The sequence below is a fragment of the Curtobacterium herbarum genome, from assembly GCF_016907335.1.
In the GTDB taxonomy this organism is placed as follows: Bacteria; Actinomycetota; Actinomycetes; order Actinomycetales; family Microbacteriaceae; genus Curtobacterium; species Curtobacterium herbarum.
Map to the genome: position 1 here is coordinate 3002191 of NZ_JAFBBT010000001.1, position 19165 is coordinate 3021355.

At 72.9% G+C, this 19165-nt stretch carries 16 protein-coding genes; 1 reads left to right on the forward strand and 15 read right to left on the reverse strand.

Annotation, left to right across the window (positions count from 1 at the left end; translation table 11 throughout):
- The first annotated feature begins 218 nt into the window (after nt 1-218).
- Complete coding sequence (locus JOD51_RS14290; protein WP_204609631.1) at nt 219-416, forward strand: hypervirulence associated TUDOR domain-containing protein; 198 nt, start codon at nt 219-221, stop codon at nt 414-416.
- A 28-nt stretch (nt 417-444) separates the two neighbouring features.
- Here JOD51_RS14290 and JOD51_RS14295 read toward each other — a convergent pair whose 3' ends face one another.
- The 15 genes from JOD51_RS14295 to JOD51_RS14365 form a co-directional block, all read right to left on the reverse strand.
- Nucleotides 445-1158: a DedA family protein gene (locus JOD51_RS14295; protein ID WP_204609633.1), complete on the reverse strand. Its 714-nt coding sequence runs from the start codon at nt 1156-1158 to the stop codon at nt 445-447.
- Nucleotides 1159-1427: 269 nt separating this feature from the next.
- Nucleotides 1428-3584 (reverse strand): PTS fructose transporter subunit IIABC, encoded by a 2157-nt coding sequence (locus JOD51_RS14300; protein ID WP_204609635.1) that lies wholly within the window; start codon nt 3582-3584, stop codon nt 1428-1430.
- 113 nt (nt 3585-3697) lie between these two features.
- Complete coding sequence (locus JOD51_RS14305; protein WP_204609637.1) at nt 3698-4807, reverse strand: 1-phosphofructokinase family hexose kinase; 1110 nt, start codon at nt 4805-4807, stop codon at nt 3698-3700.
- Nucleotides 4804-5592: a DeoR/GlpR family DNA-binding transcription regulator gene (locus tag JOD51_RS14310; RefSeq protein ID WP_204609639.1), complete on the reverse strand. Its 789-nt coding sequence runs from the start codon at nt 5590-5592 to the stop codon at nt 4804-4806. The genes JOD51_RS14305 and JOD51_RS14310 overlap by 4 nt, the downstream gene beginning before the upstream one ends.
- 202 nt (nt 5593-5794) lie before the next feature.
- A complete protein-coding gene (locus JOD51_RS14315) occupies nt 5795-6982 on the reverse strand; it encodes an ABC transporter permease (protein WP_204609641.1) in 1188 nt (395 codons plus the stop codon).
- Nucleotides 6979-7740 (reverse strand): ABC transporter ATP-binding protein, encoded by a 762-nt coding sequence (locus JOD51_RS14320; RefSeq protein ID WP_259557376.1) that lies wholly within the window; start codon nt 7738-7740, stop codon nt 6979-6981. The genes JOD51_RS14315 and JOD51_RS14320 overlap by 4 nt, the downstream gene beginning before the upstream one ends.
- Nucleotides 7737-8873, reverse strand: a complete 1137-nt coding sequence (locus JOD51_RS14325; protein ID WP_204609643.1) for a peptidoglycan-binding protein — start codon at nt 8871-8873, stop codon at nt 7737-7739. The genes JOD51_RS14320 and JOD51_RS14325 overlap by 4 nt, the downstream gene beginning before the upstream one ends.
- A gap of 56 nt (nt 8874-8929) precedes the next feature.
- A complete protein-coding gene (locus tag JOD51_RS14330; protein ID WP_204609645.1) occupies nt 8930-9469 on the reverse strand; it encodes a hypothetical protein in 540 nt (179 codons plus the stop codon).
- A 47-nt stretch (nt 9470-9516) separates the two neighbouring features.
- The gene (locus JOD51_RS14335; protein WP_204609647.1) at nt 9517-10713 is read right to left on the reverse strand and encodes a sensor histidine kinase; all 1197 of its coding nucleotides are present in this window, start codon (nt 10711-10713) and stop codon (nt 9517-9519) included.
- A 53-nt stretch (nt 10714-10766) separates the two neighbouring features.
- Entirely contained in the window at nt 10767-11420 is a 654-nt protein-coding gene (locus JOD51_RS14340; protein WP_204609649.1) for a response regulator transcription factor, read from the reverse strand.
- A 56-nt stretch (nt 11421-11476) separates the two neighbouring features.
- Nucleotides 11477-12031: a DUF2231 domain-containing protein gene (locus JOD51_RS14345; RefSeq protein ID WP_204609651.1), complete on the reverse strand. Its 555-nt coding sequence runs from the start codon at nt 12029-12031 to the stop codon at nt 11477-11479.
- Nucleotides 12032-12108: 77 nt separating this feature from the next.
- Entirely contained in the window at nt 12109-14283 is a 2175-nt protein-coding gene (locus JOD51_RS14350) for an ATP-dependent Clp protease ATP-binding subunit (protein WP_204609653.1), read from the reverse strand.
- A gap of 75 nt (nt 14284-14358) precedes the next feature.
- The gene (locus JOD51_RS14355) at nt 14359-15792 is read right to left on the reverse strand and encodes an MFS transporter (RefSeq protein WP_204609655.1); all 1434 of its coding nucleotides are present in this window, start codon (nt 15790-15792) and stop codon (nt 14359-14361) included.
- Nucleotides 15793-15951: 159 nt separating this feature from the next.
- The gene (gene tatA, locus JOD51_RS14360) at nt 15952-16245 is read right to left on the reverse strand and encodes a twin-arginine translocase TatA/TatE family subunit (RefSeq protein WP_204609657.1); all 294 of its coding nucleotides are present in this window, start codon (nt 16243-16245) and stop codon (nt 15952-15954) included.
- 229 nt (nt 16246-16474) lie between these two features.
- Nucleotides 16475-19117: a glycoside hydrolase family 2 protein gene (locus JOD51_RS14365; protein ID WP_204609659.1), complete on the reverse strand. Its 2643-nt coding sequence runs from the start codon at nt 19115-19117 to the stop codon at nt 16475-16477.
- Nucleotides 19118-19165: the final 48 nt, after the last annotated feature.

Sequence of the window (19165 nt, forward strand, 5' to 3'; positions counted from 1 at the left end):
GTGATCGATCCTCTGGGAGTTCGGGGACCGCGTCGGTGATCGCGGTCTGACTCCTCCTCAACGGTACGCGCGGGCCTGTCGATCCGAGGCGGGGTTACCCGAATGTGACCCGTCTTCGCGTCTGCGGTGCGCAACCGGGATGGTGTCGGCGTCCGCTGGTGCGGCCCGGGTACCGTCCGTGCTCCGGACAGCCGGTCCGGACGACACGGGAGGCCGACATGCGCAAGGGTGACGAAGTCCACTGGAACACGTCCCAGGGGACGACGACGGGCACGCTCGTCGAGAAGAAGACCGCCGACTTCGAGTTCGACGGGCAGACCTTCAAGCCGACCGACGACGACCCGTACTGGATCATCGAGTCGGAGAAGTCCGGCAAGCGGGCCGCCCACAAGGAGTCGGCGCTGACGAAGGCGTAGGGCTCGTTCCCGCGACGCGGTCGGTCCGCTACTCCGACGCGGTCGACCGCGCTGCGGAACGGCCGCGTCGGACCCGGCGGACGACGAACGCCACCACGATGACGACGACCGCGGCGTACACGGCCCGGTCGATCCACTCGGTGTAGGCCTCGATGCGGTCGTACTGGGTGCCGAGGGCCGCGCCGCCGAGGACCAGGACCGCGTTCCACAGCCCGCTGCCGAGCACGGTGAAGAGCGTGAACGTGCCGAGGTGCATCCGGTCGGCGCCGGCGGGCAGCGAGATCAGGCTGCGGACGACGGGCACCAGACGGCCGAGGAACACCGCGCTCTTGCCGTGCCGGTGGAACCAGGAGGCGGCCTTCCGGAAGTCGTCCTCGTCGACCAGGGGCAGCTTGCCGAACCAGCGGGTGGTCCGCTCGAAGCCGATCACCGCGCCGAGCCAGTACAGCACGAGTGCCCCGACGTAGGAGCCCGCGGTCGCCAGGACCAGCACGAGCGTGAGGTCCATCCGCCCCGCACCCCCGAGGAACCCGGCGAGCGGCAGGATCACCTCGGACGGGATCGGCGGGAACACCGTCTCGATGAAGAGCATCAGGGCGACGCCCCACTCCCCCATCGTGTCGATGACCTGCAGGACCAGCCCGGTCAGACCGCCGATGTCCGGGTCCGGGCCGCCCCCTGATCCGGAGGACGCGGACGGGACGCCGACGTGGGCGACGGTCGAGAGCACGGCAGTCGTCATCCCGCCACCCTGCCTGAGCGGGCTGACAGACTCCGGTGTGCGGTCACGCCCCGCTCACGCCCCGCTCGCGCCGCGCGACGCCCCGCTCACGTCCGCCGAGTGGTCACGAACTGTCGGTTACACGCCTCCGGAACGACAGTTCGTGACCCCTCGGCAGCGCACCGACGGGGTGTCGTGACCGCTCGCGGCAGCGCCACCGGCCGGCCCCACGACGGACGGGAGGCCCGGTGCCAGCCGGCACCGGGCCTCCCGTCCGTCAGGTGGTGCGACTACACCGCGATCGGCGCGCGCTGCCCGACCGTCTCGCCGGCCGACGCCGCCTGCACGGCGGCCTCGTCCGTCGCGGCCGGAGCCCGACGCACCCACTTCTTCAGCGCCACGAGGACCAGCGCGGAGACGATCGTCCCGGCGATGATCGCGAGGATGAACATCCCGATCCCGCCGATGGCGAAGAACACGAAGATCCCACCGTGCGGCGCCCGCGAGGTGACGCCGGCGGCCATCGAGATCGCACCCGTCACCGCGGCGCCGACCATCGACGCCGGGATGACCCGCAGCGGGTCGGCGGCGGCGAACGGGATCGCACCCTCGGAGATGAACGAGGCACCGAGGAGCCACGCGGCCTTGCCGTTCTCCCGCTCGGGCTTCGTGAAGCCGTTGCGGTACAGGACGGTCGAGGCGAGGGCCAGGGCGAGCGGCGGGACCATGCCGGCGGCCATCACCGCGGCCATGATCTCGAACGGCACGACGTTGGAGGCACTGCCGGCACCCAGGCCGGCGACGGCGAACGCGTAGGCCACCTTGTTGACCGGACCGCCGAGGTCGAACGCCATCATCAGGCCGAGGATGATGCCGAGCAGGACCACGGAGGCGCCGGACAGCGAGTTCAGCCAGGCGGTGAGCTCGGTCATGAGCCAGGCGATCGGGCCGCCGAGCACGAGCAGCATGAGCCCGGAGGCGACGATCGAGGCGAACAGCGGGATGATCACGACCGGCATCAGGCCGCGCAGCCAGCGCCAGGTCGGGATGCGCCCGATCCAGTAGGCGGCGGCACCGGCGATGAGGCCACCGACCAGACCGCCGAGGAACCCGGCGTTCATGAAGACGGCGATCGAGCCGGCGACGAAGCCCGGCGCGATGCCCGGACGGTCGGCGATGGCGTACGCGATGTACCCGGCGAGGGCGGCGACGAGGAACCCGAGCGACACGGAGCCGATCTGGAACGCGGCGGCGCCGAGGTAGTAGCCGAGCCCCTGCGCCGGCAGGTCGAGCAGGGTGGAGTGCTGCAGCGTCCAGACCGCGTTGCTGACCCCGTCGCTGCCGTGGGTGAGCGCGATGCCGTAGCCCGACAGCAGGAAGCCGAGCGCCATGAGCAACCCGCCGCCCGCGACGAACGGGATCATGTAGGAGACGCCGGTCAGCAGCCAGCGCTTGAGCGACTGCCCGAAGTGCTCGTCCTTCGCGGTGCTCGTGCCGGCCTCGGCCGCGGAGCCGGAGACCCGCGCGGCCTTGGGGTCGTCGGCGGCGCGGAGGGCCTCGGCGATCATCGCGTCGGGCTCGTCGACTCCGCGCTTGACGGGTCCGGAGACGAGGGGCTTGCCGGCGAACCGGCTGCGGTCGCGCACGTCGACGTCGACCGCGAAGACGACGGCGTCGGCTCGGGCGATGAGCGCCGGGTCGAGGGGCTCCACCTGGGAGGACCCCTGCGTCTCGACGTGCATCTCGGCGCCGGCGCGCTGGGCGGCGGCGACGAGGGCGTCGGCGGCCATGTAGGTGTGCGCGATGCCGGTCGGGCAGGCGGTGACGCCGACGATGACCTTGCGGCGGCCGGCTGCGCCGTCGCCGTCCGCGGGGGTCGCCGTGGCAGCAGCGGCCGGCGCGGTCGTCGACGGTCCGGAGGCTCGCCCCCCGGCCCCGACGCCGGCTGCGGCGACCTCGCCGCTGACCTCGCGGTCGACCAGGTCGACGATCTCCTGCGGGGTCGCGGCGGCGCGGAGGGCGGCGGTGAAGTCGTCGCGGATCAGCGCACGGGCGAGGGTGGAGAGGACGGTGAGGTGGTCCTTGTCGGCCCCGTCCGGCACCGCGATCATGAACACCACGTCGGCGTCGCCGTCCGGGGCGCCGAACGGCACCTTCCGGGCCAGGCGCGTGAACGCGAGCGTCGGCGTGGTGACCGACGTGGACCGGGCGTGCGGGATGGCGATGCCGCCCGGGACGCCGGTGCCGACGCTCGCCTCGCGCTTGATCGCGTCGGCGGCGAGGGTGTCACCGGAGGCGGCTCGACCGGTCGCGGCGATCCGGTCGGCCAGGACGCGGATGACGTCGGCCGAGGTGGCGCCGAGGTCCTCGTCGAGGCCGACGAGGTCGACGCCGATCAGGTCGGCGCCGTTGCCGGCGCTGGTGCCGGTGCTGTGCGCTGCGGACATGGGTTGCTCCTTCGCAAGTGGCGCGGGGCGCCGGGGGCGGTGCTGGTGGGGACGGGACGGTCGGACCGGGACGGGTGGTGCCGGACGACCGGGAGGGACGACGGACCGGGTGGTCAGGCGCCGTGCGGGACGGGGACGGACTCGCCGGCCGGTGCCGGTGTGGCCGCACCCGCGGGTGTCGGCGGTGGGCCGGTCGGTGTCGGCGGTGGGCCGAGGCGGTGGACGACGATCGCGTCCGGGTCGGTGGCGTCGAGGGCCGGCACGTCGCTGCCGGGCAGTCCGGCGGCGGCCGCTCCGGTGGCGACGGCCTGGGCCAGTCGACGTTCCGGTGGGGCGCCGGCGACCTCGGCGAGCAGGTACCCGGCGAGCGAGGAGTCCCCCGCGCCGACGGTCGAGCGGGCCGTGATCCGCGGTGCTGCCGCGGTCCACGAGCCGGTGCCGTCGACCAGGACGGCCCCGGCGCTGCCGAGGGTCAGCAGGACCGTGTCGACGCCGCGCTCCCGCAGCCGTGCGGCTGCGGCGGCGGCGCGCTCCGGGTCCTGCTCGTACTGCTCGGGGTCGCCGCCGACGACCTCGGCGAGTTCCTCGGCGTTCGGCTTGACCAGGTCGATCCGTTCGCCGGACTGCAGCAGCGCGGTGAAGGGGACGCCGGACGAGTCGACGGCGATCCGGACGTCGTCCCCGTGGCGCTGCCGGACGGCCCGGACGAGCACCGCGAGGGCGTCGTCGGGCAGGCCGGGCGGCAGGGACCCGGCGAGGACCACCCAGCGTGCGGCGGGGCCGGTCGGGGTCGGTCCGGCGGTCGTGGCGACCAGGTCGGCGAGGTCGTCCAGGCGTCCGGCGAGCGAGGGGCCCGGCTCGTTGAGCTTCGTGGTGGTGCCGGTCGGTTCGGTCACGGTGACGTTCGACCGCAGTGCGGCACCGATCGGCAGCGCGGCGGTCGGGATGCCCCGGGTGGCCAGGCCGACGAGGACCGGGTCGAGCTCGTCGCCGGGCAGGACCGCGACGGTGTCCCCGCCGCTGGCGACGACGACGCGCGAGACGTTGACGCCCTTGCCGCCGGGCTCGGCCGTGGACCGCGTGGCTCGTTGGACGGCGCCGCGCTGCAGCTCGCCGGCGAGTTCGATCGTGCGGTCGAGCGACGGGTTCGGCGTGACGGTGACGATGCGGCCGCCGATCGGGCGCCCAGGCTGCGGGGTGGTCGAGGTGGTCGGGGTGCTCATGCGACGATCACCTCGACGTCGGCGTCGGCGAGTGCCCCGCCCAGGTCGGCCGGCGGCACCTGGTCGGTGACGAGCGTGTCGATCTCGTCGAGTCGTGCGAAGCGCATCAGGGCCTCGACCCCGTGCTTCGCGGCGTCGGCGAGGACGACGCTGCGGCGGGCCGCCAGGACGTAGGCGGCCTTGACGGCGGCCTCGTACTCGTCGGGGGTGCTCAGGCCGAACCCGGCGGACAGCCCGTTCGTCCCGATGAAGGCGACGTCGGGGCGGAGGGCGCCGATCTGGTCGACGGTCGCGGTGCCGACGGCGGCGCTGGTGACCCCGCGGACCCGGCCACCGAGCAGGTGCAGCTCGACGTGCTCGCTGTGCTGCAGGGTGGCGGCGATCGGCACCGAGTTCGTGATGACGGTGATGGTGGCCCCCGCGGTGGCGGGCTCCCAGCGGGCGAGCTCGGTGGCGACGGCGCCGCTGGTGGTGCCGGCGTCGAGGGCGATCGAGCCGGTGAAGGTCGGCGGCACCAGACGCATGGCGGCGCGGGCGATCGCGGTCTTCTCGGAGCCGTGTTGCCCCTCGCGCTCGGCGACGGTGAGCTCGACCAGGCTGGAGCGCTCGACGGGGACGGCCCCACCGTGCACACGGCGCAGCAGGCCGGCGGTCTCGAGGGCGCCGAGGTCGCGACGGACCGTCTCGGTCGTGACGGCGAAGTGATCGGCCAGGTCGGCGACGGAGACGCGGCCGGCGGACTGCAGGGCGGCGGCGATGGCCTCGTGCCGCTCGGTTGCGTACATGCCCGAACTCCTTCGTTCGCGTTGGTTTCGAGCACTGTACGCCCGAACCCAACACGATCGCAACCGCTCCGAGCAGGAACCAACACGATCGCAGGTCGGCTCGCCGTCGTGACGCACGCACGGGAGGCCCGTCACCGGCCCGCCGGACCGGTGACGGGCCTCCCGTCCGTGCGTCGCACACCGCGGCGAGCGTGCACACCCCTCACACGGCCGCGAGCGCGCTCGTCGGCGGGATCCGCGCCGCCCGGCTGGCCGGGTAGAGGCCGGACACCCCGCCGATCACGACGGTGGCCCCGAGGCCGCCGGCGACCGCCCAGAGCGGTGTCGCCACCGGCCACCCCTGGCTGAGGGCGAAGACGATCGTCACGCCGAGGCCGATCACCACCCCGGCGACCCCGCCCAGGAAGGACAGCAGCAGCGACTCGACCAGGAACTGGTTGCGGACGTCGGCCCGGCGCGCACCGAGGGCCCGTCGGACGCCGACCTCGGCCCGGCGTTCGAGCACGGTGATCACCATGGTGTTCGCGACGCCGATGCCGCCGACGAGCAGGGCGACCCCGCCGATGCCGACGAGCAGCCCGGTGAACGAGTCGTCGGTGGCGTTCTTGGCGGCCAGCGCATCCGACGGCCGCGTCACCCCGACGTCCTGGGGCGCGCCGGGGCTGATCGCGTCGGCCAGCACGTCCCGCGACCGGGCGACGCCGTCCGGGTCGACCCGGGTGTAGACGGCGGTCGGGTGCCCGTCGAAGCCGAGTTCGGTCGCGAGCCCGCGCGGGACGAAGACCTGGTTGTCCAGGTCCTCCGCCAGGCCGAACGGTTCGAGCACCCCGACGACCTGCACCCAGCGTTCGCCGGTCCAGACCCGGGTCGCGGCGTCGACCCGCTCGATGCCCAGGTTCCGGGCCGCGGATGACCCGAGGACGACCTGCGCCGGGGCGTCTGCGGTCGTGTCGAGCCACCGCCCGGAGGCGACGGCGCCGCCGAGGACCCCGGGGACGTCACCCCAGGCCGCGAGCATGCCGATCCCCTTCGACTCCGCCGAGGGGATGAACGGGTTCCGGTAGACCCGGCCGTCCGTGACCGTCCCGACCCCGGCGGCGTCGAGCACGGCGTCCTGCCGGAGTGCGGAGGCGACCGCCGTCCCGGGCAGGGGCGGGACGTCCGAGAAGCCCTGCGCCTGCGTCGCCGTGAGCACGTTCGTGCCGAGCGTGTCGAGGACGCGGTCGAGGGCGGCCTTGCTCGAGGACGAGATCCCGACGACCGCGATCATCGCCGCGATGCCGATCGCGATGCCCAGCGCCGACAGGACGACACGGGTCGGGCGGGTGCGGAGACCGAACACGCCGAGTCGGAGCAGGTCTCCCGGGCCGAGGGTCCGCCGGGCGCTCATCGGGTGCCCCCGGTGCGTGCGGTGTCCCCGGCGACGGCGTCGTCCGCGGTGTCGCTCTCCAGCCGGCCGTCGCGCATCCGGACCCGGCGGGGCAGCGAGGCGGCGAGGTCCAGGTCGTGCGTGATGACCAGCACGGTCGTCCCGGCGGCGTTCAGCTCGCGGAGCAGTGCGACGATCGCCGCGCCGGAGGTGGTGTCGAGCGCACCGGTCGGTTCGTCCGCCAGCAGCACGGTCGGTTCCCCGACCAGGGCCCGGGCGATGGCGACCCGCTGCTTCTCACCGCCGGAGAGCTGTCCGGGCCGGTGGTCGACGCGGTGGCCCAGCCCGACGCGACCGAGGGCGGCGACGGCCCGGTCGCGCCGTTCCCGTCGGGCGACACCGGAGTAGAGCAGGCCGTCCGCCACGTTCTCCCACGCGGTGGCGCCGGCCTGCAGGTGGAAGTGCTGGAACACGAACCCGATGCGCTCGGCACGGAGTGCGGAGAGGTCGTCGTCGCGCATCGTCCCGACGTCCTGGCCGGTGATCGCGATCGTCCCGGAGCTCGGTCGGTCGAGCGTCCCGACGATGTTGAGCATGGTCGACTTGCCGGACCCCGACGGTCCGACGACGGCGACGAGTTCCCCGCGTCGGACCGCGAGCGACACCCCGCGCAGGGCCTGGACGTCGCCGTAGCTCCGCGAGACGTCGTCGAGCGACAGCACCACGTCGTCCGTGGGCCGCTCCGGCGCGTCCGGGGCGAGGGCGGCTGCGACGCTCACGAGGGCACCACGACCTCGTCGCCCTCGTGGACGTCACCGGTGACCTGCACCCGGCCGTCGGCGACGAAGCCGACCTCGACGCGCACCCGCCGGGGCTCGCCGGAGGCGCGGAGGACGTCGACCGCGTACCGTGCGTCGTCGTCCGCGCCGGCGCCCTCACCGGTGACCACGAGTGCGGACACCGGCACCGACAGCACGTCGTGCACCGTCTCGCTCCGCGCGATCACCTGTGCGGACCCGGCGGAGGGCAGCTTCCGGTCCCCCGCGTCGAACGCGACCGTGACCGCCACGTCCTGGGAGCCGTCGTCGGACTCGGTCGGGACCGCGTCCACGACCTCGCCGGGGAGCGCGCCGCCGGCACCGTTCACGACGACCTCGACCGTGGTGCCGACCGCCACCTGCTCGGCGTCGCGCTGGGCGACGGTCGCGGTGACCACCCGCTCGGTGCTCGTGATCTGCAGGACCCCGTCCGCACCCTGCGCCGAGCTGCCGAGCTGCGCGGTGACCGCGGCCACCCGGACGTCCCCGTCGACGAAGGCGATCTGGTCCGCCGTGACCCGACCGGTGACCGGCAGACCGCGGTCCGCCTGCCACCGGCGCACCGCGGACAGGGTGCGGCGTCCGAAGACGTCGTCCTGCGCCACGTCGTAGCCGAGGGCGGCCAGGTTCTCGTTGAGCTGCTGCACGTCGGCGCCCCTCGTCCCGGTCACGAGCGGACGCCACAGCGGCGTCGTGCCGTGCATCGCCCGCACCGGACGCTCGTCCACCGCGTAGAGGGGCTCGTCCCGGTGGACGACCGGCCCGGGCTTCGGCAGCCAGGTGAGCGTGCCCGCCGCTGCACCGGGCAGGGCGACCGGGGCGCCGTACCCGAGCGTGCCGGCGATGGTCTTCGACGCGACGAGGTCGCCCTTCGTCACCGTGCCGATCGACGTCCTCGTGCCGTCCGCAGCGGCACCGGTCGCCGAGGTCCCGGACTGCGAGGACCCGGTCTCCGCCTCGGCAGCCTGGCTGGTGGTCGGGCCGTCGAGGAGCGCCCACGTGGCCGCTCCGGCACCGAGCACGGCGACCAGGCAGGTCGCGGCGACGACGACACGGGCGGGTCGCGTGCGCCTCGGGGTCGTTCCTGTGGTCATGGTCTGTTCCTCGGGGGCCGTGCCGTCGCTGTGGCTGCGGCCGTGGGTGTGGGCGGTCATCGGGCGGTCTGGCTCTGGGTGTCCGGGGAGTACTTCCGGAGGCACTCGTCGGCACGCTCCTGGAAGCCGTCCTCCAGGGCACGGGGGTACTCCTCCGGTCCGAGTGCCAGACCGCCGGGCTCCTGCTCGGGGTAGTCCGGGAACTCGTCCCGGATGCACGAGGCCACCCGGGCGTACTCCCGCGTCCACTTGTCCTTCTCGGCGGAGCCGATCTGCTCGATGCCCAGGTCCGAGGAGCACCTCGCGGCTGCGGTCTCGAAGGCCTGCTGGTCGCCACCCTGCGGAGCGAGGACGGTGCCGGAGCGCACCTGGTCGTCGCTCGGGTCCTCGACCTCGAAGCCGGCATCGCGCATGCAGGAGCCCCACTGCGCGCCGAGACCGGACGCGTCCGAGGTCCCGGCAGCCTGGTCGGCGGTCGACGCGCCGGCTCCGGAGCAACCGGTCAGGCCGGCGACGAGCAGGGTGGCGGTCGTGGCGGCGAGGAGCATCCGCGGGAGGACTCGTCGCATGTCGTGGTTCAGTGTCGTGTTCTGCATGACTCCAGGACACCGGAGACCCTGTTTCGCGAGCAGTACCCGGCAGGTCACATCGGCGAAACACGTCCCGGCGAAACACGCACCGGCGCGACACGCACCGGCGCTACCCACACCGTGACGACCAGGCCCCCACCGGGCCGCGGAGCCAGGGTCACCTGCCAGCCGTGGGCCTGCGCGACGGCCTCGACGATGGACAGCCCGAGGCCGCTGTGCCGGCGGCCGGCCGAGCCCGATCGGCCGGCCGAGTCCGGCCGGCCGGAAGAGTCCGGCCGGCCGGTCCCGGTGTCCGCGGTCACGGCCCGTCGGAACGGCTGGGTCAACGTCGCCACGACCGCGTCGTCGAGCTCCGGCCCGCTGTTGCCGACGCGGAGCACGCAGCCGTCGGCATCGCCCTCGACCGCGACGTCGACCACCCCGCCCGGCACGTTGTACTCGATCGCGTTGTCGAGCAGGTTCCCGAGCAGCTGGCGGGTGAGGACGGGCTCGCACCGGAGCGGCACCGGGCCGGCGACGGTCGCGCTGCGCACGCGGACGTCGGCGTCGCGCGCGGCCGGTGCGGCACCGGTCACGACCTCGTCGACGAGCGCGGCCAGGTCCACGTCGCTCGTGCTCCCGTCGAGCCCGCGTTCGGCCTCGGCGAGGACGAGCAACGACTCCACGAGGTGCTCGGTCCGCCGGTTCTGCTCGAGGAGTTCGGCCCGGGCGCCGGCCAGCTCCCGCGCATCGACGTCGTCGTGCAGGCCGATCTGGATCGTCGCCCGCTGGACGGCCAGCGGGGTCCGGAGTTCGTGGGACGCCTGTGCGACGAACCGCCGCTGACTGGCGAACGCCGTGTCGAGCCGGTCGAGCAGACCGTCGATCGTCCGGGACAGCCGGCGGAGCTCGTCGTCGGGCCCGTCGAGCGCGATCCGCTCGTGCAGGGTCGAGGCGGAGATCCGTTCGGCCGTCGCGGCGATGCGGTCGAGCGGTGCGAGCATGCGTCGGCTCAGTAGCCACCCGGTGCCGCCGGCGACGACGCCGGCCCCGGCGATGCCGAGCGCCGACCACTGCCACTGCAGCGCGGCGACGGCCGACACCACGGCCACGCGCCCGACCTCCGACGTCTCCTCGTCGTCGGGCGCCCCGGTCGGTCCGGCCGCCGGGGTCACCGCCACCCGCCCGTCCCCGTCGCCGACGACGAGCTCCGTGATCGCGTGCTGCGACCCCAGCGTGACGAACACGATCGCCGCCGCGGTCAACGCCATCGACGTCACCGCGAACGCCAGCGCCGTGCGGGTCCGGAGACTCCAGGCCCGTCTCACAGCGCGTACCCCTGCCCGGGGACGGTCCGGATCGGGTCCGGGGTGCCGAGCTTCCGCCGGAGCTTCGACACCGTCACCCGCACGGCGGTCGTGAACGGGTCGACGTTCATGTCCCAGACCTTCTCGAGCAGTTCCTCGGCGGAGACGACCCGGCCGTCGGCGCGGAGCAGCACCTCGAGCACCCCGAGCTCCTTCGCGGTGAGGTCGAGCGGTCGGCCGTCCCGCGTCGCCATCCGCCGGTTCGTGTCCACGACCAGGCCGTCACGACCGAGCACCGGGGCGACCGGCGCGACCGTACGCCGACCGAGCGCCCGCACCCGGGCGACGAGTTCCGGGTACTCGAACGGCTTCGTGAGGTAGTCGTCGGCACCGAGTTCGAGTCCGTTCACCCGGTCGGTGAGCGATGTGGCCGCGGTCAGCAACAGGATCCGGGTCAGCGACCCGCGTGCCGACAGTCGCCGGGCGACCTCGTCCCCGTGCAGGCCGGGCAGGTCGCGGTCGAGCACGACGACGTCGTACTCGTTGACGCTCAGCAGCTCGTCGGCGCAGTCGCCGCGGTAGGCGACGTCGACCGCCATGTCCTGTCGACGGAGGCCGCGGACCACGAGGTCGGCGAGCGGGGCTTCGTCATCCACCACGAGTACACGCATGCACCCATTGCATGTGATGTACCAGTGGATCGGCTGAGAACGTCAGCGGATGCGGCTCACGCGTCGAACGGCACCTCGCCGGCCTGGCTGACACCGGCGCGCTGCCGGTACGCCAGGTGGCCCCCGAGGTACCCGCCGACGCTGACGACGCCGAGTCCGGCGAAGGCGAGGAGCCTGCCGGATGCCTGGTTCCCGCGCTTCCGCTGCAGCCAGGACAGCCCGTACAGGCTGATGCCGACCCAGTTGACGGCCTGGTGCACCCACCCGGTCCGGAGCTGTTCGCGGTCCAACTCGGACCAGTCGACGTAGCCGGCGACGCTCGCGCTGCCGGCCGAGACGAGCCCGACGCCGATCAGCGTCTTCGCCGCCTTGCGGTTGCCCTTCCCGCCGATCAGGTCCAGGACGGCTGCCGAGATCCAGGCACCGAGGGGCACCTGCACCATGAGCGGGTGGACCGGGTGCCCGAACGGCACCCCGTGCAGCAGCTGCCGCAGTGCCCGGGGACGGGCGAACGCGGTGACGACCTTCCGGTCGAAGTCGACGGCTGCGTCGAGCACGCTGGCGTGCTCGACGGCTTCGGTCACGCGGCGCAGGGCCCTGATCTCCGGCATGTCGCCGACGGTAGACGGGAGGCCCGTGGCCGGCCCCCAGGAACCGGCCACGGGCCTCCCGTCGGACGACCGGCCGTCTACTCCTCGATCAGTTCGCCCTCGACGACCGTGAACGGCTCGACCGTCAGCGCCTGCCCGTCGGCCGCGACGTCGACGCGCACCGTGTCGCCGTCGCGCACGTCGCCGGCCAGGATCGCCCGGGCCAGCTGGTCGTCGATCTGCCGCTGCATCAGCCGACGGAGCGGCCGCGCACCGTAGGCCGGGTCGTAGCCGCGCTCGGCGAGCCAGGCACGCGCGTCCGGCGTGACCGCCAGGTCGAGCCGGCGGCCGGACAGCCGCCGCGCCAGCCGGTCGACGTACAGCGAGACGATCTGCCCGAGGTCGTCCGGGCTGAGCGCCTGGAACACGACCATGTCGTCGAGCCGGTTGAGGAACTCCGGTCGGAACGCCTGCTGGACGAGCTCGCGGACGCCCTGCTCGCGCTGCTCGGGGGTCAGGGCGGGGTCGGTGAGGAACTGCGACCCGAGGTTCGACGTGAGCACCAGGATCGTGTTCCGGAAGTCGACCGTCCGTCCCTGCCCGTCGGTGAGCCGCCCGTCGTCGAGCACCTGCAGCAGGACGTCGAACACCTCGGGGTGGGCCTTCTCGATCTCGTCGAGCAGGATCACCGAGTACGGACGACGGCGGACGGACTCGGTGAGCTGCCCACCGGCCTCGTACCCGACGTACCCGGGCGGGGCACCGATCAGGCGCGCGACGGAGTGCTTCTCGCCGTACTCGCTCATGTCGATGCGGACGAGGGCCTTCTCGTCGTCGAACAGGAACTCGGCGAGGGCCTTCGCCAGCTCGGTCTTGCCGACACCGGTGGGGCCGAGGAACAGGAACGAGCCGGTCGGGCGGTCCGGGTCGGAGATGCCGGCGCGGGTGCGACGGACCGCTTCCGAGACGGCGGTGACGGCGGTGCGCTGCCCGATGATCCGGCGGCCGAGTTCGCTCTCCAGGTGCAGGAGCTTCTCGGTCTCGCCCTGCAGCAGTCGACCGACGGGGATGCCGGTCCACTGCGCGATGACGGCCGCGATGTCCTCGTCGGTGACGCTGTCGTTGACCATGCGGTCGGTGGACCCGGCCTGCTCGGCGGCGGCGAGCTCGGCCTCGATGCGGGGCTTCTCGCCGTACTCCAGGCGGGACACGGTCTCGTAGTCGGCCTCGCGCTGGGCCCGCTGGGAGCGCATGTTGAGCTCGTCGAGCTGCTGCTTGAGCTCACCGATCCGGTTCAGGGACGCGCGCTCGGCCTGCCAGCGGGTCTCGAGCTCGCGGAGCCGTTCCTCGCGGGACTGCAGCTCCGTCCGCAGGGTCGACAGGCGGGCCTTCGACGCGTCGTCCTTCTCCTGCTTCAGCGCGAACTCCTCGACCCGCAGCCGGTCGACGCTGCGCTTCAGCTCGTCGATCTCGACCGGACTGGAGTCGATCTCCATGCGCAGACGGCTGGCGGCCTCGTCGATCAGGTCGATGGCCTTGTCGGGCAGCTGTCGACCCGAGATGTAGCGGTCGGACAGTGCCGAGGCCGCGACCAGGGCGGAGTCGTTGATCGTCACCTTGTGGTGCGCCTCGTAGCGCTCCTTGAGGCCACGGAGGATCGCGATGGTGTCCTCGACGCTCGGCTCCCCGACGTACACCTGCTGGAAGCGGCGTTCGAGGGCGGCGTCCTTCTCGATGTACTCGCGGTACTCGTCGAGCGTCGTCGCGCCGATCAGTCGGAGTTCACCGCGGGCGAGCATCGGCTTGAGCATGTTCGACGCGGCAACGGACCCTTCGCCACCGCCGGCGCCCATCAGGGTGTGCAGCTCGTCGATGAAGGTGATGACCTGGCCGTCGGAGTCGTCGATCTCCTTGAGGACGGCCTTCAGCCGCTCCTCGAACTCGCCGCGGTACTTCGCACCGGCGATGAGGGCGGACATGTCGAGCGACACGAGCCGCTTGTCCTTGAGGGAGTCCGCCACGTCCCCGGCGACGATGCGCTGCGCGAGTCCCTCGACGACGGCGGTCTTGCCGACACCCGGCTCGCCGATGAGCACGGGGTTGTTCTTGGTGCGACGGGTGAGGACCTGCGACACCCGTCGGATCTCGGCGTCACGGCCGATCACCGGGTCGAGCTTGCCGCTGCGGGCGACCGCGGTGAGGTCGACGCCGTACTGCTCGAGGGCGGTCTTCTGCTTCTCCTGCGAGTCAGGGGCGCCCTGGAGGTTCGCCATGCGTTGTCCTTTCCGTTGCGTCGGTCGTGTGGTCACGAAGTCGTCGGACTCACATTGAGTCCATTTGGCTCAACTTTACAACGGGCTGGTTTCTTCCGCTTCCGGTGATCGTACGTTCACGATGCCGATGGCACTCACCACCGAGCCGGCCACGAGGAGCACCGCCATCACCACCATCGCGCGGTGGATGCCGGCGACGCTCACCTCACCCCCGAGCACGACACCCGCGAGTGCGACGGTCACCAGACCGGCGATCCGCGCCACCGCGTTGTTCACCGCGGACCCGACCCCGGCCTCCCCCTGCGGCACCGAGCCGAGCACCGCGCTCGTCAGCGGGGAGACCATCAGGGTGATCCCGAACCCGACCAGCACCAGCCCGGGCAGCACACCGGTCCAGTAGCCGCTCGGGTCCTCGCCCACCGTGAGCACGAGGAGCGCGCCGACGGCGGCCACCGCGGGGCCCGCCGCCATGAACCAGCGCGGGCCGAACCGACCGGCCAGGCCCCCGACCGTCGTCGACAGCAGCAGGAGCACCACGGTCGGCGGCAGCGTCGCGAGTCCCGCCACCCAGGCCGGGAAGGACCAGACCTCCTGCAGGAACAGCGTGACGACGAAGAAGACCATCCCGAGGGCACCGTAGATCGACAGCGTCGCGATGTTGCCGACCGCGAAGTTCCGCGCCCGGAACAGCTCGAGCGGGACGAGCGGCGACCCGGAGGTCCGCGTCACCCGGCGCTCCCACGGCACGAAGGCGACGAGTGCCAGCGCGCCGACGACCAGTGCGGCGACGACGACCGGCGCGCCCCACCCCAGGCGCTCCTGCTCGATGAGCCCGAGCACCACCCCGCCGACCCCGACGACGGCGAGGACCGCCCCGACGACGTCCACCCGCGGTCGGTCCCCCGCGACGACGTCGCCCGAGATCCGCCGGACCAGCGGGATCGTCACCGCGATCGGCACCGCTGTCACGACGAAGATCCACCGCCAGCCGATGCCGTCCACGATGAGCCCGCCCACCACCGGACCGAGGATCGACGCCGCACTCGACCAGGCCGTCCACGTGCCGATCGCCTTCGCCTGCACGGCACCGCGGAACGCCGCCACGATGAGGGCCAGCGCACTCGGGGTGACGAGTGCACCGCCGACGCCCTGGAACGCGCGGGCGACGATGAGCACCTCGCCGGTCGGGGCGATCGCACACACGACGGACGCGATCCCGAACACGACGAGACCGGCCGTGATGATGCGCACCCGGCCGAACAGGTCCGAGAGCGAGCCGGCGACGAGGATCAGCGACCCGAGCGTCACCAGGTAGGCGTCGACGGTCCACTGCTGCACGACCAGGCCGCCGCCGAGCTCGGAGCGGATCGCGGGGAGCGCGACGTTGACGACGCTCGAGTCCAGGCCGACGACGAACGAGGACAGGATCGCGACCACGAGCACGAGCCGACGGTCGTCGTGCAGGGGTGTGGTGCCTCCCGGCCGGTCGGCGGCGGGGGCAGACGTCATGCAGCCATCATGCGCTGCGCGGCGACGGCGTGGCGGCGGAGGCGTCTGTGGCGGAGGCCGTGACGACGACAGCCCCCGTGCGGACTGCGCGGAGGCAGGTGCACGGAGGCTGTCGGTCCCGGGGCCGGGATGCCGATGGGTCGGCGGTCTTGCGGCGCCCTACTGGGGGCGCGAGTCGTTGTTCGGCTGCACCGAGGGGGCAGGGTTCACGACCGGCTGCTGGACCGGCGCGGCCTGCTGGGCCGTCGCACCGTAGGCGGTCGCGTCGCTGGGGGTCGCGTCGGCACCCGGCGTCGTCGGCTTCTTGCGGTCGTCGGTCTCCATCTCCTTCTTGAAGATGTTGATCGACTGGCCGACGCCCTTGGCCAGTGCCGGCAGCTTGGTCGCACCGAACAACAGCAGCACGATGCCCAGGATGATCACCAGGTGGAGTCCGGTGAGGCCTTGCAACATGATGACTCCTTCGGTACTGGGGCTGGTCGCCGCCCGACCAGGTGGCCGTCATGACCAGGTGATCGTCACGACCAGTCTGCTGATCGTGTGGACCGGTCGTCGTCGACCGGTGCGGCGGTGTCCCGCTGTGCGTCCATGCTAACTCGCGAGACCCCAGAAGCCCAGGCGGGCGACCGAACGGACACGGTTCGTTCAGGGTCGACGGCCGGACACCGCGCGGGCTGTCGGGTCAGTCGGCGAGCACCCGGTCGAGCGTCCAGAGCACCGGTGCCGCGGTGAGTGCCGCCGCATCCGCCTCGGTGACGCCCGCGACGCGGTACTCGACACGCTCGCCGGGCAGCAGCGTCATGAAGCCACGGTCCACCGTGCCGGTCGGCGACACCCGGTCCGGCTGCACGAGCAGGTCGCGGACGAGCGACTCCGCCTCGACGACCATCCGGACCCCGGAGCGGTCCGGCTCGTCCGACACCGTCACGCGGTAGTGCGCCGGCTGCCAGCGCATGTCCTGGTCGGGCGCCGGCGTCCACACCGCGCGCCGCCAGTCCATGTCCGCCACGATCAGCTCACCACGCGGGTCCGCGACGACGCCGACCGAGACCGGCAGCCGGACCACGGCGACCCCGGGGCCGTCGAGGACCACCGGCAGGTACTCCTCGGCCAGGATCTGCCCGGCCAGGTCGATCCGCCGGACCCGGACCACCGAGTCGATGCCGTTCCGTGCCGACCGGACGGCGACCTCGACCGGGGAGCCAGCGGTGTCGAGGTCCGACGCCTGCGGAACCGGCAGCTGCGCGGTCGGCGGGTGCGCGCCTCCCGTCCGGTCCTCGCGCTCCGCGCCCGGCGCGAGCGGCGTGACCGTGGTGACCACGGTCGAGACCGGACGCACCGTCAGCAGGACGTCGTCGTACAGACGCCGCAATTCGTGCGCGAGCGGCTTGCGGCGACCGGCCGAGTCGATCGCCGACCACGACGACACCGGCCACAGGTCGTTGAGCTGCCACACGACGACACCGGTGGTGCGCGGCCAGTGCGTCCGCCAGTGCTCGACGCCGGTCGCGATCGCGCGCGCCTGCTGCAGCTGCGTCAACCAGTGCCAGCGGTCGAAGTCGGTGTCCCACCCGTCGCCGAACCGGGGTTCCAGGCCGCGGGCGAGCTTGCCCATGCCGTCGTCGGCCTTCTGGTGGTGCACGACCCCCGGCGAGGTCGGGGTCATCGGCTCGTCGGTGACGGCGTCGCGGAGGGTCCGCCAGGCCGGCGGCGCCTGCCAGCCGAACTCGGACACGAAGCGCGGTGCCGAGTCGCGGTAGTGCTCGTCCGACACCCGGTTCCACACGTCCCACGAGTGATGCGTCTCGTGGTCGACGTCGTTGGCGGCCAGCGACTCGGCGCCCGACCAGGGCGAGGCCACCGTGTAGAAGCGGGACGGGTCGACCGCGTCGACGATCGTCGGCAGCAGGTCGAGGTAGTAGTCGAGGCCCCAACCGCGGTCCCCGAGCTCCTCGCCCCAGCCGTCGGCGTCGTGCAGCCAGATGTTCTCGTTGTTGCCGTTCCACACCACCAGGGAGGGGTGCCGGGCCAGGCGGCCGACGTTGTCCCGCGCCTCGGCGATGACCTCGCTGCGGATCGGTTCGACCTCCGGGTAGGCGGCGCAGGCGAACAGGAAGTCCTGCCACACCAGCAGGCCCAGCTCGTCGCAGCGCTGGTAGAAGTCGTGCGACTCGTAGACGCCGCCGCCCCACACCCGCACCAGGTTCGTGTTGAGCGTGACCGCCGCGTCGAGCCGCTCGGCGTACCGCTCCTTCGTCACGCGCGAGACGATCACGTCGTCCGGGATCCAGTTCACCCCGCGGACGTCGATCAGGGTGCTGTTCACCCGGATCGCGAACGGGCGACCGACCGAGTCCTCCGCCGTGTCCACGTGCACCGAGCGGAAGCCCGTGCGGAAGGACGTGCGGTCGAGGACGTCGCCGTCGACCGTCTGCAGGTGCACCTCGACGTCGTACAGCGGCTGCGGACCGTAGCCGCGCGGCCACCACAGTTCGGCGTCCGGGATCCGGACCGTCACGACGGCCTCGTCCTCCTTCGGCGTCACGTTCACCCGGGAGCGCTGCTTCGTGCCGTGGCCGGACACCGTGACGACGAGCACCAGGTCGTCGTCCTCGCCGTCCTGGTCCAGGTCGTTCAGGCCGGAACGCTCGAACGCGATGTGGGCGTCGAGGACGCCCTCCCCCGCCTCGACGTCGACCAGCGGCCGGACGTCCCGCAGCCGAGCCGTCGACCACCGCTCGATCGCGACCGGACGCCACGGCCCGCTCGTGACGGCGGTCAGCCCCCAGTCCCACCCGAAGTTCGACGCCTGCTTGCGCACGTAGGGGAACGGTTCGTCGTACGGCCCGGGCATCGTGCCCGCGCGGGCGGCGACCCGCTCGGCCTCGCGGTACGGCGACTCGAACAGGACCTCGAGCTCGCGGTCGGTGCTCGCGTTCGTCCCGTCGGTCATGTCGAGCAGGTCGAAGCGGTAACGCCGGTGCATGTTGCGGGTCGTGCCCACCTGCACGCCGTCGAGGGTCAGGGTCGCGACCGTGTCCAGGCCGTCGCAGACCAGGTCGACGCGTTCGAACCCGCGGGGGTCGACGTCGACGGTCCGGCGGTAGACCCAGTCGGTCTGTCCGACCCACGCGGTCGACGACTCGTTGCGGTCGAACGCCGGGTCCGGCAGCAGTCCCTCGCGTTCGAGGTCGATGTGCACCTGACCGGGCACGGTCGCCGGGAGGACCCGGCCACGCACCGCCTGCGGGAGGTCGTCACGCGCGCCCTCCTCGGCCGCCGAAACGGTCCAGTCGTCGCGGAGTTCCTCGCGTTCGAGGGTCATGCGGGTCCTTCTCTGCTGGCGGATCGGTCCGCGTCGAGCGCGGTCCGG

Excerpts from the sequence above, each read along its gene's own strand:
- JOD51_RS14290 (WP_204609631.1), top strand. The coding sequence starts at position 219 with ATGCGCAAGGGTGACGAAGTCCACTGGAACACGTCCCAGGGGACGACG.
- JOD51_RS14295 (WP_204609633.1), bottom strand. The coding sequence starts at position 1,158 with ATGACGACTGCCGTGCTCTCGACCGTCGCCCACGTCGGCGTCCCGTCC.
- JOD51_RS14300 (WP_204609635.1), bottom strand. The coding sequence starts at position 3,584 with ATGTCCGCAGCGCACAGCACCGGCACCAGCGCCGGCAACGGCGCCGAC.
- JOD51_RS14305 (WP_204609637.1), bottom strand. The coding sequence starts at position 4,807 with ATGAGCACCCCGACCACCTCGACCACCCCGCAGCCTGGGCGCCCGATC.
- JOD51_RS14310 (WP_204609639.1), bottom strand. The coding sequence starts at position 5,592 with ATGTACGCAACCGAGCGGCACGAGGCCATCGCCGCCGCCCTGCAGTCC.
- JOD51_RS14315 (WP_204609641.1), bottom strand. The coding sequence starts at position 6,982 with ATGAGCGCCCGGCGGACCCTCGGCCCGGGAGACCTGCTCCGACTCGGC.
- JOD51_RS14325 (WP_204609643.1), bottom strand. The coding sequence starts at position 8,873 with ATGACCACAGGAACGACCCCGAGGCGCACGCGACCCGCCCGTGTCGTC.
- JOD51_RS14330 (WP_204609645.1), bottom strand. The coding sequence starts at position 9,469 with ATGCAGAACACGACACTGAACCACGACATGCGACGAGTCCTCCCGCGG.
- JOD51_RS14335 (WP_204609647.1), bottom strand. The coding sequence starts at position 10,713 with ATGGCGTTGACCGCGGCGGCGATCGTGTTCGTCACGCTGGGGTCGCAG.
- JOD51_RS14340 (WP_204609649.1), bottom strand. The coding sequence starts at position 11,420 with ATGCGTGTACTCGTGGTGGATGACGAAGCCCCGCTCGCCGACCTCGTG.
- JOD51_RS14345 (WP_204609651.1), bottom strand. The coding sequence starts at position 12,031 with ATGCCGGAGATCAGGGCCCTGCGCCGCGTGACCGAAGCCGTCGAGCAC.
- JOD51_RS14350 (WP_204609653.1), bottom strand. The coding sequence starts at position 14,283 with ATGGCGAACCTCCAGGGCGCCCCTGACTCGCAGGAGAAGCAGAAGACC.
- JOD51_RS14355 (WP_204609655.1), bottom strand. The coding sequence starts at position 15,792 with ATGACGTCTGCCCCCGCCGCCGACCGGCCGGGAGGCACCACACCCCTG.
- tatA (WP_204609657.1), bottom strand. The coding sequence starts at position 16,245 with ATGTTGCAAGGCCTCACCGGACTCCACCTGGTGATCATCCTGGGCATC.
- JOD51_RS14365 (WP_204609659.1), bottom strand. The coding sequence starts at position 19,117 with ATGACCCTCGAACGCGAGGAACTCCGCGACGACTGGACCGTTTCGGCG.